This is a genomic window from Conexibacter sp. JCM 18997 (assembly GCF_055391915.1).
Genome location: NZ_AP043885.1, coordinates 179,889 through 192,353, shown reverse-complemented (window position 1 = coordinate 192,353; position 12,465 = coordinate 179,889). Strand labels below are relative to the sequence as shown.

The 12,465-nt window shown below is 72.6% G+C and carries 14 protein-coding genes; 5 read left to right on the top strand and 9 right to left on the bottom strand.

Annotated features, from left to right (window positions below):
• Window positions 1-29: 29 nt before the first annotated feature.
• The 5 genes from ACZ5UI_RS00990 to ACZ5UI_RS00970 all read right to left on the bottom strand — a co-directional run bounded on the left by ACZ5UI_RS00990 (window position 30) and on the right by ACZ5UI_RS00970 (window position 5,743).
• Window positions 30-1,535 carry a long-chain-fatty-acid--CoA ligase gene (locus tag ACZ5UI_RS00990; RefSeq protein ID WP_464193277.1) on the bottom strand — a complete coding sequence of 502 codons (1,506 nt, stop codon included), beginning with the start codon at window positions 1,533-1,535 and terminating at the stop codon, window positions 30-32.
• Between the two features lie 127 nt (window positions 1,536-1,662).
• Window positions 1,663-3,843, bottom strand: a complete 2,181-nt coding sequence (gene ppk1 / locus ACZ5UI_RS00985) for a polyphosphate kinase 1 (protein WP_464193275.1) — start codon at window positions 3,841-3,843, stop codon at window positions 1,663-1,665.
• A complete protein-coding gene (locus ACZ5UI_RS00980) occupies window positions 3,840-4,373 on the bottom strand; it encodes a CHAD domain-containing protein (protein WP_464193273.1) in 534 nt (177 codons plus the stop codon). The genes ppk1 and ACZ5UI_RS00980 overlap by 4 nt, the downstream gene beginning before the upstream one ends.
• Window positions 4,370-4,849: a CHAD domain-containing protein gene (locus ACZ5UI_RS00975; RefSeq protein WP_464193271.1), complete on the bottom strand. Its 480-nt coding sequence runs from the start codon at window positions 4,847-4,849 to the stop codon at window positions 4,370-4,372. Before ACZ5UI_RS00975 ends, ACZ5UI_RS00980 begins: the two co-directional genes overlap by 4 nt.
• Entirely contained in the window at window positions 4,850-5,743 is an 894-nt protein-coding gene (locus ACZ5UI_RS00970) for a Ppx/GppA phosphatase family protein (protein ID WP_464193267.1), read from the bottom strand.
• An 80-nt stretch (window positions 5,744-5,823) separates the two neighbouring features.
• Here ACZ5UI_RS00970 and ACZ5UI_RS00965 point away from each other — a divergent pair, with 80 nt between their 5' ends.
• From ACZ5UI_RS00965 to ACZ5UI_RS00950, 4 genes are all read left to right on the top strand, one after another.
• Window positions 5,824-6,651 carry an ABC transporter ATP-binding protein gene (locus ACZ5UI_RS00965; RefSeq protein ID WP_464193264.1) on the top strand — a complete coding sequence of 276 codons (828 nt, stop codon included), beginning with the start codon at window positions 5,824-5,826 and terminating at the stop codon, window positions 6,649-6,651.
• Window positions 6,644-7,390 (top strand): ABC transporter permease, encoded by a 747-nt coding sequence (locus ACZ5UI_RS00960; protein WP_464193262.1) that lies wholly within the window; start codon window positions 6,644-6,646, stop codon window positions 7,388-7,390. The genes ACZ5UI_RS00965 and ACZ5UI_RS00960 overlap by 8 nt, the downstream gene beginning before the upstream one ends.
• 118 nt (window positions 7,391-7,508) lie before the next feature.
• The gene (locus ACZ5UI_RS00955) at window positions 7,509-7,814 is read left to right on the top strand and encodes a M24 family metallopeptidase (protein WP_464193259.1); all 306 of its coding nucleotides are present in this window, start codon (window positions 7,509-7,511) and stop codon (window positions 7,812-7,814) included.
• A 13-nt stretch (window positions 7,815-7,827) separates the two neighbouring features.
• The gene (locus tag ACZ5UI_RS00950) at window positions 7,828-8,484 is read left to right on the top strand and encodes a TMEM175 family protein (protein ID WP_464193256.1); all 657 of its coding nucleotides are present in this window, start codon (window positions 7,828-7,830) and stop codon (window positions 8,482-8,484) included.
• A gap of 4 nt (window positions 8,485-8,488) precedes the next feature.
• On the opposite strand, the gene ACZ5UI_RS00945 is transcribed toward ACZ5UI_RS00950, so the two are convergent.
• The 4 genes from ACZ5UI_RS00945 to ACZ5UI_RS00930 all read right to left on the bottom strand — a co-directional run bounded on the left by ACZ5UI_RS00945 (window position 8,489) and on the right by ACZ5UI_RS00930 (window position 11,381).
• Window positions 8,489-8,683, bottom strand: coding sequence for a hypothetical protein (locus tag ACZ5UI_RS00945; RefSeq protein ID WP_464193254.1), 195 nt, complete (start codon window positions 8,681-8,683; stop codon window positions 8,489-8,491).
• Window positions 8,684-8,766: 83 nt separating this feature from the next.
• Entirely contained in the window at window positions 8,767-9,555 is a 789-nt protein-coding gene (locus ACZ5UI_RS00940) for a thioesterase family protein (RefSeq protein WP_464193252.1), read from the bottom strand.
• Window positions 9,552-10,418 carry a DMT family transporter gene (locus ACZ5UI_RS00935; protein ID WP_464193249.1) on the bottom strand — a complete coding sequence of 289 codons (867 nt, stop codon included), beginning with the start codon at window positions 10,416-10,418 and terminating at the stop codon, window positions 9,552-9,554. Before ACZ5UI_RS00935 ends, ACZ5UI_RS00940 begins: the two co-directional genes overlap by 4 nt.
• Window positions 10,419-10,436: 18 nt before the next feature.
• Window positions 10,437-11,381, bottom strand: coding sequence for a YeiH family protein (locus tag ACZ5UI_RS00930; RefSeq protein WP_464193247.1), 945 nt, complete (start codon window positions 11,379-11,381; stop codon window positions 10,437-10,439).
• A 133-nt stretch (window positions 11,382-11,514) separates the two neighbouring features.
• On the opposite strand from ACZ5UI_RS00930, the gene ACZ5UI_RS00925 reads away from it, so the two are divergent.
• Window positions 11,515-12,414, top strand: a complete 900-nt coding sequence (locus ACZ5UI_RS00925; protein ID WP_464193245.1) for a LysR family transcriptional regulator — start codon at window positions 11,515-11,517, stop codon at window positions 12,412-12,414.
• Window positions 12,415-12,465 lie beyond the last annotated feature (51 nt).

Sequence of the window (12,465 nt, the reverse complement as noted above, 5' to 3'; positions counted from 1 at the left end):
ATAAGCCCTGTTGGCCGATCCGGACCGCGCTACTCCTTCGTGGCCTCCGCGGGCGCCTCGATCTCGCGCTTGAGGATCTTGCCCGTCGGGCCCTTGGGCAGCTCGTCCACGAACCAGAGCTCGCGGGGGTACTTGTAGCTGGCCACCTGCTCCTTGACGTAGTCGCGCAGCTCCTGCACGGTGACCGACTCGCCCTCCTTCAGCGCGACGGCGGCGCCGACCTCCTCGCCCCATTCGGGATGCGGCACGCCGACCACCGCGGCCTCCCGCACGGCGGGGTGCTCGTACAGCACCTCCTCGATCTCGCGCGGGTAGACGTTGTAGCCACCGCGGATGATCATGTCCTTCTTGCGATCGACGATGAAGAAGTAGCCGTCCTCGTCGACCTTGGCCATGTCGCCGCTGTGGAACCACCCGTCGCGGATGGCCTCATCGGTGGCGTCCTCGCGGCCCCAGTAGCCCTTCATCACGTTGTGGCCCTTGATGACGATCTCGCCGACCTCGCCGGTGGGCACGTCGTTGCCGTCCTCGTCGACCACCTTCATCTCGACGCCGTCGATCGGCGTGCCGATCGAGCCGCTCTTGCGGTCCTCGGCCGAGTGGTTGAAGGAGGCGACCGGTGAGGTCTCGCTGAGCCCGTAGCCCTCGAGGATGATCGCGTCGAAGGCGCCCTCGAACTCGCGCATCAGCTCCATCGGCAGCGACGCGCCGCCCGAGACGCACAGCCGCAGCGTGGAGAGGTCGGCGTCCTCGCGCTCCGGTGCGTGCAGCAGCGCGCCGTACATCGTCGGCACGCCCATGAAGATCGTCACGTCGTCGCGCTGGATGATCTCCAGGGCCTTGGCCGGGTCGAACCGCGGCAGCAGCGTGATCGTCGCCCCGGCGCTGATGCCTGCGTTCAGCGTGCAGGTCTGGCCGAAGGAGTGAAACAGCGGCAGCGCGCCGAGGATCACGTCGTTCTCGCCCGTGTCGTGCAGGTCGCGCGAGACCTCGGCGTTGCGGCGCAGGTTGTCGTGGGTCAGCTCGGCGCCCTTGGGGGTGCCCGTCGTGCCCGAGGTGTAGAGGATGACGGCGTCGTCGTCGCCGGCCACGTCGGCCATCTCGGCGATCGGCTCGGCGGCGCCCACGAGCTTCTCGAACTCCCCGGGGACCACCTCGATCAGCTCGGCGCCGGCGTCGTCGGTGCCGGCCCGCGCGGCCTCGCCGAAGTCGCCCCAGGCGAACAGCACCTTGGCGCCGGAGTCCTTCAGGTAGAAGCCGACCTCCCGCCCCTTGAGCAGCACGTTCATCGGCACCACGACCGCGCCCAGGCGCAGGATCCCGTAGTAGACGATCGGGAAGTACGGGACGTTGGGGAGCATGATCCCGACGCGGTCGCCGGCCTCGACGCCCTTCTCGCGCAGGATCCCGGCGATCCGCTTGCTGCCCTCGTCCAGGAGCGCGTAGCTGACCTCGGTGTCGTCGAGCTTGATCGCGATGTGATCGCCGTCGCGTGCGGCGGTGTCCGTCAGGAAGGTGGCGAGGTTCGCGCTCATACGGCGCACCTTCCCATTTCGGGCCAGCAGCTAGCGCGACTCAGGCTCGAGTCGAGGGTGAGACTCGCGTCCCGTTGTCCGCTACGACCCGCTTACCGGGCTCGAGCGGACAACGGCCGCGTGGGCGTCAGGAGATGCCGTGGTCCTCGGCCGCGCGCGCCGCGTGACCGAGCATCAGCTCGCGCTGCACGTTGCGGGGCTCGGGCCCCTGCGGCGTGCGGCGCGTCCACGTGCCCTCCGAGGAGAGCTCCCAGGAGTTCGTGTCGTCGGCGAAGCAGCGCTCGAGCGCGTCCAGGAGGTCGTCGCGCAGGCGCTCGTCCTCGACCGGGGTGACCAGCTCGACCCGGGTGTCGAGGTTGCGGGGCATCAGGTCGGCGGAGCCGATCAGCACCCGCTGCTCGCCCTCGCGCTCGAAGGAGTAGATGCGCGAGTGCTCCAGGAAGCGGCCGACGACCGAGACGACGCGGATGGTCTCCGACAGCCCCTCGACGCCCGGGCGCAGGCAGGAGATGCCGCGCAGGTTCAGCTCGATCGGCACGCCGGCCTGCGAGGCACGGTACAGCGCGCGGATGCAGCGCCGGTCGACCAGCGAGTTCATCTTCATGCGGATGCGGGTCTGGCCGCCCGCCTCGGCCACGGCGATCGTCTTCTCGATCTCCTCGATGATCCCGTCGCGCAGGTGCGCCGGGGCGACCAGGACCTTGCGATAGCGGCGCGGCCGCGCGTAGCCGGTCAGGAAGTTGAACATGTCCGCGACGTCGGAGCCGATCCGCTCGTCGTCGGTGAACAGGCCGAAGTCGGTGTACAGCCGGGCGGTCTTGGGGTGGTAGTTGCCGGTCCCCACGTGCACGTAGTGGCGCACGCCGTCGCCCTCGCGGCGGACGATCAGGATCGACTTGGCGTGCGTCTTCAGCGACGGATGGCCGTAGACGACGTGCACGCCGGCCTGCTCCAGCGCGCGCGCCCAGCCGATGTTGTTGCGCTCGTCGAAGCGCGCCTTCAGCTCCACGAGGCAGACCGCCTGCTTGCCGCGCTCGGTGGCCCGGATCAGCGCGGGCACCAGCGGCGTGTCGTCGCTGGTGCGGTACACGGTCATCTTGATGGCCAGCACGTCCGGATCGACGGCGGCCTGCTCGACGAAGCGCTCCACCGAGGTCGAGAACGAGTCGTAGGGGTGGTGGACCAGCACGTCGCCGGCCTTGATCACCTCGAACATGTTGGGCGGGCTGCCGTCGTCGTCCTGCAGGCGCGGCTGGGTGACCGGCGTCCAGGGCGGGTCGCGCAGCTCGTCGAAGCCGTCGAGCTTGACGATCTGCCACAGGTCCTCGCTGTCCAGCAGGCCCTGGATCTCGTAGACCTGGCGCTCCTCGACCTCGAGCGCCTCGGTCAGGAAGCGGCGCAGCTCGCGGTCCATGTCGGCCTCGAGCTCGACGCGCACGACCTCGCCGAAGCGACGGCGACGCAGCTCGGCCTCGACCGCGCGCAGCAGGTCGTCGGCCTCGTCGGAGACCTCGAAGTCGGCGTCGCGCGTGACCCGGAAGACCGCGTGATCGACGATCTCCATCCCCGGGAACAGCCGGTCGAGGTTGGCGGCGATCACCTGCTCCAGCGGCACGAAGACGCGGTCGGCGCTGTCGTTCTCCAGCTCGACGAAGCGCGGCAGCAGCTCCTTGGGCACCTTGACGCGCGCGAACGTGCGGTGGCCGGTGACCGGGTCGCGCACCAACACGGCCAGGCTCAGCGACAGGTTGGAGATGTACGGGAACGGCCGCCCCAGGCCGACGGCCAGCGGGGTCAGGACCGGGAAGATCTGGCGGCGGTAGCGCTCGGTCAGCTGCGTGCGCTCGGCATCGGAGACGTCGGCGTAGTCGACGATGCGAATGCCGTACTGCGACAGCGCCGGCAGCAGCTCGCCGGTGACCGTGCGCATCTGGCGCTCGTCGAGCACGAGCAGGCGCTCGCGCAGCCGGTTGATCGTGTCGTCCGAGGTGCGCCCGTCGTACAGGCGCTTGTTGACGCCGGCGTCGACCTGGTCGTGCAGGCCGGCGACGCGGATCATGAAGAACTCGTCGAGGTTGGAGGCGAAGATCGCGGCGAACTTCAGGCGCTCCATCAGCGGCACCGAGCCGTCCTCGGCCAGCTCCAGCACGCGCTCGTCGAAGTCCAGCCACGACAGCTCGCGGTTGAAGAACAGCTCCGCGTCGGTCGGCTCGCCGGGCGGCTCGGGGACCAGCGACTCGACGTCGATCTCGGCGGTCTGCACCGCGGAGATGGGGTCCTGCGCTGTGGAGGGGTCCGGAGGCGTCATCCGCGCTCGTCGGATGCTACTGACGGACTTGTGAACTCGACGTGATTTCGCGGCGGCTCCGGACGTTCGGTGATCGCGAACTCCAGCCGACCGCGGAAGCCCTCGCGCGACAGCTTCTGCCACAGGGCCAGGAAGTCGTCGTGCAGCGCGGCCCGCCGGGTGCGCAGCCGCTGCGCGATCTGCTCCAGCCCGACCGCCGCGGGATCGTCGTCGGGGATCGCGGCCTGCAGCGCCGTCACGCGCGGCAGCGTCACGTCGCAGTCGTGGATCTGGCCGATCAGGTCCTGCAGCTGCTTGGCGCGCTTGGCCGCCTTGGCCGCGTAGGGCCCGAAGCACCGGTCGGTCAGCTCGAGCACGTAGCGCAGGCGCTTGGCGGCGATGCGCATGTCGTGGAGCATCTCGACCTCGAGCGGGTCGGCGGCCACCGGCATGAACGCGCACAGCTCGTCCAGGCGGACGGCGACGATCCGCTCGGCCGCGTCGTCCAGGCGCATGTCCGCGCGCAGGCCCTTGACGCGGCGCGACTTCATGCCGCCATCGCCCCGGCGGCCAGCGCCTGCAGGCGCGCGGGCAGCTCCCGGGCCTGGGCCTCGTCCAGCGCGGCGGCCAGCACCGCGTTGCCGTCGGCCTGCTCGGCGGCGAGCTGGCCCAGGATCAGCTCCAGCGCGGGCTGGGCCTCGGGGCCGAGCTCGTCGCGCAGCGCCGTGAAGTGCTCGATCTGCACGTCGGGATCGCGGCGCGCCCCGAGCGCGTCGGCCAAGGCCTTGACGTCGTCGAGGACCGGCCGCCACCGGTCCGCCGGAAACGCTCGCTCGAAGATCTCCAGGACGGCGCGCAGCCGCCGGCTGGCCACGCGCATCGCGTGCACGCGCTCGATGTCGGCGATGTCGAGCACGCCCTCGGCGTGGTCGAACAGCTCGTGGGCGCGCACGGCGACGATGCGCCCCGCGGCCACCGCGAACGCGTCCCCCGCCTGCAGGCCCTCGACCTCGCGAGCCTTGGCCACTTAGCGCTCTTCGTCCATGGCGGAGAGGATGATGCCCTCTCGCAGCCCGCCGCGCGAGACCGACAAGGGCGCCTGCAACGCCGCTGCCGCCTGTTCGAGCACCGCCAGCGCGCCGGGCAGCAGGCGGACGCGCTCGGGATCGAGGTCGTGCCGGCGGGCGATCTGCTCGCACGGCGCGCTGGTGACGGTCGCCAGGGCGCGCTGCAGCGAGTCGGGATCCAGGCCGCCGCCGCACAGACGCCGCAGCGACGTCGCGCTGCCGCCGACGGCCAGCGCGCGGTCGGGTCGCGGCGGGGACAGGTCGGCGAACGCGCCCGCGGCGTGCTCGCGCAGCGCGGCCAGCTCCGTCGGCGCCGGTGGGTCGGCGCGCAGGTGCGCGTCGCACAGGGTGCCCGAGCCGACCGGCAGCGAGCGCCACCAGCGCACCCCGTCGGCCATCGTGCCCACGGCCAGCTCGGTCGAGCCGCCCCCCAGATCGATCACCCCGATGGTCCCCTGCGGCGGCTCCTCGCACATGCCGGTCGCCCCCGCGAAGGCCAGGCGGGCCTCCGCGTCCCCATCGAGCACGGCCAGCTCCAGGCCGGCCGATCGGCGCACCGCGCCGACCAGCTCGCTGCGGTTCGGCGCGACGCGGATCGCCGCGGTGGCCACCGCGATGGTGCGCTGCGCGCCCAGTGCGCGGGCGATGCGGGCGTGCGCGGTGACGACGTCGACGAGCTCGGCCAGCTTGCTCGGGCCGATCGTCCCGTCGGGCCCCTGGGCCCGGCGCACGCGCGTGAACACACGCTGCTCGACGAGCACGCGCAGGCCCCGCCCAGCCCGCTCGGCCACGAGCAGGCGGGTCGTGTTGGTCCCGATGTCGATGCACGCGTAGACCGTCGGCACGCTGGCCATCAACGCGATGTTGCCATGATGGGTGGGTGACGAGCGAGCCCGCGATCGAGGTCCGTGACCTCCGCAAGGCGTACGGGGCCGTGGAGGCGGTTCGTGGCATCTCGTTCTCGGTGCAGCGCGGCGAGGTCTACGGGCTGCTCGGCCCCAACGGCGCCGGCAAGACGACGACGGTCGAGATCCTCGAGGGCTACCGCTCCCGCACCGACGGCAGCGTGCAGGTGCTCGGCTACGACCCCGCCCACCGCCCGCAGGCCCTGCGCGAGCGCGTGGGCATCGTCCTGCAGCAGACCGGGATCTACCGGGCCATCGGCGTGCGCGAGGCGCTGGAGCACTTCGGCCGCTTCTACCCCCACCCCCGCGACGTCGACGAGGTGCTCGAGCTTGTCGGCCTGCAGGAGAAGCGCGACGCGCAGGCCAAGACGCTGTCGGGCGGCCAGCTGCGCCGTCTGGACCTGGCATTGGCGCTGATCGGCGATCCCGAGCTGATCTTCCTCGACGAGCCGACCACCGGCTTCGACCCGGCCGCCCGCCGCAACGCCTGGGAGACCGTGCGCGGGCTGCGCGCGCTGGGCAAGACGATCCTGCTGACCACGCATTACCTCGACGAGGCCCAGGAGCTGGCCGACCGGGTGGCGATCGTCAAGGGCGGCACGATCCTGGCCGAGGGCGCCCCGCGCGAGCTCGGCGTCGGCCACGGCGCGCGTGTGCGTGTCGCCTACCGCAACGCCCTGGGCGAGCAGGTCGAGCACGTCACCGACGATCCGACGCGCCTGCTGGCCGAGCTGACCGCCGATGCGCTGGCCCGCGGCGAGCAGCTCGAGGACCTCGAGGTCAGCCGCCCCACGCTCGAGGACGTCTACCTGGAGCTGACCGCCGACATCGAGGAGCCCCAGGCGCGCCATGTCTAACGCCGCCCTCGTCTGGCACCAGTACCGCCTGGAGCGCCGCCTGTTCTGGCGCAACCCGAGCGCGGCCTTCTTCAACCTCGGCCTGCCGCTGCTGTTCCTGGCCTTCTTCGGGATCCTCTTCCGCGGCGACCAGAGCGAGCTAAACGTGCTCGTGCCGGGCATCGCCGGGATGTCGATCATGTCGGGCACGTTCGTCGCGCTGGGCCACAACATGGTCGCGCTGCGCCAGCAGGGCGTGCTCAAGCGGATGCGTGGTACGCCGCTGCCGTCGACGGTGTACCTCGGCGGCCTGGCGCTCAACGCGCTGGCCAACACGGTCATCCAGCTGGCCTTCGTCCTGATCGCCGGCAACCTGCTGTTCGGCATCGACGGCATCAAGGACGTGCCCGAGCTGATCGTCTTCCTGGTCGCCGGCGTCGTCTGCTTCGCCGCGCTGGGCGTCGCGTTCTCGCACGTGATTCCCAACTCCGAGTCCGCGCCGGCCTACATCAACGCGGTGTTCCTGCCGGTGATCTTCATCTCCGGCGTGTTCTACGACGCGGCCGACGCGCCGTCGTTCATCCGCGACGTGGCCAACATCTTCCCGCTGGTGCACCTGATCGACGGGCTCACCGGCGCGCTGGTCAAGGGCACCTCGCTGGCCGACAACGCGGGCGACCTGGCCGTCCTGGGCGTCTGGGCGCTGGGCGGCATCTACTTCGCGGTGCGCGGCTTCAGCTGGGAAGCCCGCGGCACGTGAGCATCGACACGCCGGCCGAGCTGGAGGGGATGCGCCGGGCCGGCGCAGCCGTCGCCGCAACGGCGCGCGCTCGGCGCCCAAGCTCGTCTACCGCTTCCCGGGGCACATCTGCATCAGCGTGGGCGGCGCCGCCGCGGAGGCCGAGGTCCAGCGGCGCGGCTTCACCGTCCTGCACGAGCTGTGCGGGCACGGCATCGGGCGCACCATCCACGAGGCGCCCAACGTGCCCAACGTCCCGGGCGCCAGCGGCACGCTCACCGACGGACTGGTGATCGCCGTCGAGCCGATCATCGCCGACGGCGACACCGAGTGCTACGAGGAAGCGGACGGCTGGACCATCCGCACGATGGGCGGCAGCATCGCCGCCCACGCCGAGCACACGATCGTCGTGCGCGACGGCGCCCCGCTCGTCCTGACCGCCTGACACGATCCGCCCTGTGGCGGACCCCAAGCAGTTCGATCGGGAGGAGCGCGAGGTCGAGTTCTCGCGCGCGCTGGCCTTCAGCGACGGCGTCTTCGGCGTCGCGATCACGCTGCTGATCACGACGATCGACGTCCCCCGCGTGGCCGGCCCGGACCTCGAGTCCAAGCTCGTCGACGCGCTCAAGGCGCTGGACGATTCGATCCTCAGCTACTTCATCTCGTTCGCGGTGATCGGCCTGATGTGGATGCACCACCATCGGCTGTTCTCGCGCATCCACCGGATCGACACCGCGGCGCTGTGGCTGAACCTGCTGTCGCTGTCGTTCATCGTGCTGATGCCCTTCACGACGGAGCTGATGGGCGACTACGGCGACGAGCCCGTCTCGGTCGCGCTGTACGCGCTGAACATCGCGCTCGCGGTGATCGCCTACACGCTGTTGTGGTGGTATTGCGCCCGGCGCGACATGCTGGGCGAGCACCTGACCGCCGCCCAGATCCGCTACGAGCTGGTCACGCGCCTGTTCGTGGCCGGCGGCTTCCTGGTCTCGATGCCGATCGCCTTCGCGAGCACGCGGCTGGCGCAGTGGAGCTGGCTGCTCTTCGGCGTCGCCCAGGGCTCCATCTCCGGCTGGCTGGAGCGGACCGGGCGAACGCCGAAGGGCGACGACTAGGTCCCTACAGCAGGATGCGCACGGCGGTCTCGTGCGAGCAGCCCATGTCCAGCAGACGGCGCACCTCGGCCGTCTCCACATGCTCGCCGCCGGTTCTGGTCGCCGCCAGGAGGAACGCCTGGGTCGAGTTGAAGCCAAGGCGCATCAACGACGATGCGCGCTCCTGCTCGACAGTGGGCTGCGTGCGGGTGCTGGGCATGCGGGCTCCCTCCGAGGCATCAGCGAACGGGTTGCAGCGCGAATGGAACCGTCAGCGGCGGACGGAACCGATACAGCTCCGGTTCAGCGCTGGTCGACGTACAACGACTGCACGGAGCGGCCGATGCGACCTTGCTCGTCGTACAGCGTCGAGGCCGCCTGACCGGTGCCGTCGGCGGCGATCGTCGTCTCGGCATCCAGGCAGATCCACTCGCCCACTGGATCGCGCTCGAGGTGCACGGTCAGGTCCGGGTTGATGAACACCTGCGTCGACCAGTCGAGCACCGCCGAGACGCCGTTGCCGAAGTCGGCGGCGGCCAGCGCACGCTGCAGGCCGCTGGGCACCTCGCCGGGCACCACCGGCACCACCAGGCGGATCCACACGACGGCCGGGCCGCTGTCGCGGAAGTCGCCGGTGGCGAACCGCAGCTCGCAGGCCGTGTCGGGGAAGGTCGTCCCCTCCGCGCCGAGCAGGAAGGTGGCGCGTCGGTCGGGACCGGCCAGCGGCGCGGGGACGCGATCGGGCGTCGCCACCGCGGGCGCGACGCCCTCGGCCCGGCGGATGCGCAGCGCCAGCGCCTGCACCACGAGCGTGTCGCCGGCCCACAGCCGCGCGGCGACGAGCTGCACGCGCCGGCCCGGACGCACGATCTCGGTCTCCACGCGCAGCTCACCCAGCGGCACCGGGCGCAGCAGCTCCATCGTCACGCGCGCGACGCGCAGGTCCGCGCCGGGCTCGGTGCGTTCGATCGCCCGGCCCAGCAGCGCGGCCGGCGCGCCGCCGTGCTCGGCGCCCGGGTCCCAGGGCCCGCGGGTCAGCGCGGTCGCGTGCACGCGGTCAGCGTCGATCGGCTCGTAGAGCACCTCGCTCACGCCCGCTGCACCTCCGGCGGGATCGGCGGCGGGGTCAGCGCGGCCGCGGCGATGACCAGCACGAACGCGAGCACGCGCACGACGACGCCGAGCGTGTCGGCGGGCATCGGCTCCCCGAAGACGATCGGGCCCGCGGCGATCGTGAAGACGTTGGCGGTGGCGCTGGTGACGGTGATGACGGGCACCACCGGGCCCAACTGCAGCGAGCGGGCGGACACCAGCAGGCCGACGAGCGAGAGCACGAGGATGACCAGCGCCAACGGGTTCAGCAGCACGCCGAGGCCGTCGTCGGTGTGGTCGCTGAGCGCCTTGATCGCGATGTCCGAGCCGCCCCACAGCAGGCCGGCGGAGACGGCCAGGATCATGCCGTCGCGCGGCCGGTAGCGGGCCAGCGGCACCAGCACCAGGCCGACGACCGTGGCCAGCCCGACGTAGCCGGCCAGCGTCGCGGTCTCGTAGTCGGCGTGGGCCGAGTCGGCCGTGCCCTCCAGCGTGGCGGCCAGGAAGGCCAGGCCGGCCGCGGTCAGCGCGACCCCGATCCACTCGCGCCGCGTCACCTCCTGGCCGAACAGCTTGGAGGCGAACACCGTCAGCAGCACGAGGCCGCCGGCGATCACCGACTGGACGACCGAGATCGGCGCGAGCGCGAGCGCGGCCACGTGGAAGCCCCAGGAGGTCGTGGCCACGACGCAGCCGATCAGGTAGATCGGCGAGCGGAACAGGTCGATCGTGGAGCGCAGCGGGTGGCGCATGTCCACGTCCGGGGCCAACACCGCGCCGCGGTGCTTGAGCAGAAAGCCGATGATCGACATGCACGCGGTGATCAGCGCCATGACGATGCCCAGCTGGACGGACAGCGGCACGGCGGTACAGGCTAGGGGTCAGCCGAGCGCGAGCACGAGGCCCAGCGCCACCGCCGAGGCGGTCAGCGAGGCGGCCAGCCCGAGCGCCAGCGGACGCGGGCCCGCGGCGCGCAGGGCGCGCGCGTCGACCCGCAGGCCCAGGGCGGCCAGGCCCGCGGCCAGCAGCAGGCCGCTGGCCAGGTGCGCGGCGTCGAGCAGCGCGGGCGGCAGCGCGACGAGCGAGCGCGCCACGACGCAGGCGACGAAGCCCAGGAGGAACGGGGGCACGCCAAGGCCCCGGCGGCGACCGCGGGCGCCGGTGGACATCGCCGCCACCGCGGGCGCCAGCAGCGCGACGCGGGCCAGCTTGACCAGCGTGGCCAGCTTCAGCCCGGCGGCCGAGATCGCGGCGCCCGCGCCGGCGACCTGCGCGACCTCGTGGATCGACGCGCCGGCCCACAGCCCGGTCGCATCGGCCGACAGGCCGAGCGCGGGCCCGACCAGCGGCACCGCGACCATCGCGATCGTGCCGAACACCGTGACGGTGGCCACGGCGTAGCCGACGTCCTCGTCGCGCGCCCGGGCCAGCGGCTGCATCGCGGCGATCGCCGACGCGCCGCAGATCGCGCTGCCCGCCCCGATCAGCAGCGCCAGGTCGTCGGCCACCCCCAGCCGGGGCGCCAGCAGGCGGGTGGCCACCAGCGTGGCCACGAGCGTGCCGGCGGCGATGGCCAGGCCGGCGGCGCCGAGGCTGCGCAGGTCGCCCAGCGAGATCGACAGCCCGAGCAGCACGATCCCGCCGCGCAGGAGCGTGGTGCCGGCGACGGCGATCCCACCGGCGGTGGCCGGCGCCCGGCGCACGAACGGCGCCGCGATCGCCCCGAGGCCCATGGCCAGGATCGCCGCGCTCAGGCCGGTCCACAGCTGCGCGCCGGCCCAGGCCAGGGCGACGACCGCGGCGACGGCGCCCAGGCCGGGCAGCACGCTGGCTGCCCGGCGGGCGGCGCCGGATGCCCGAAACGCCGGACCAGGGTCAAGACGGGCAGTCGACACGCCAGCGATGCTCCCGGTCTGAGGGCGCGCGAACCAGTCGACCTGGGCCCTAACGTATTCCAGAATGGAATCCACCCTGGACCGCTTCGCCGAGCCGCTCTCCGGGCGCGACCTGGCCGCGTTCGTGGCCGCGGTCGAGACCGGCTCGGTCCAGGGCGCGGCCGAGGCGCTGGCCCTGACGCAGTCGGCGGCGACCAAGCGGATCCGCGCGCTCGAGGCGCGCGTGGGGCTCGCCCTGCTGGAACGCGGGCGGTTCGGCGTACGCCCGACCGACGCCGGGCGGCTGCTCTACCCCGAGGCGCGCGAGGCGCTCGGCGCGCTCCTGCGGGCCGAGGCCGTGCTGCACGGCGAGCGCGACCGCGCGCCGGTGCTGCGCCTGGCCGCCAGCCACACGATCGGCGAGTTCCTGCTGCCTGGCTGGCTGACCGCGTTTCGCGCCGCCGCCGGCGACGTGCGCGCCCGCGTGGACATCATCAACTCCGCGGCGGTGCTCGCCGCGGTCCGCGAGGGCGACGCCGAGATCGGCTTCGTCGAGGGGCTCGACCGCCTCGACGGCCTCCAGACGCTCGACCTGCTGCGCGACGAGATCGTCTGCGTCGTGGCCGCCGGCCACCCGTGGACGCGCCGGCGGTCCGTGCCGGCCACCGCGCTGCCCGGCGAGTCGTTCCTGACCCGTGAGGCGGGCTCGGGCACGCGGGCCGTCGCGCTCGCCGCGCTGGGCGAGGCCGGCGTCGAGCTGACGCCGTCGCTGGAGGCGGCCAGCAGCCAGTCGCTCAAGCGGGCGGTCCTCGACGGTGGCTTCACGCTGGTCTCCCGCCGCGCGGCCGAGGCCGAGGTGCAGGCGGGCACGCTCGTCGCGTTGCCGGTCAGCGGCGCCGAGCTCGTGCGCGTGCTGCGCGCGGTCCGCCGGCCCCGGCCCGCGCCGGCCCCCGCCGCGCGCCGGCTGTGGGACTGGCTGGGCTGAGCGCGCCGACCGCTCCTCGATGACGTTGGCGCGGTCTTAAGAGGGGCTTGA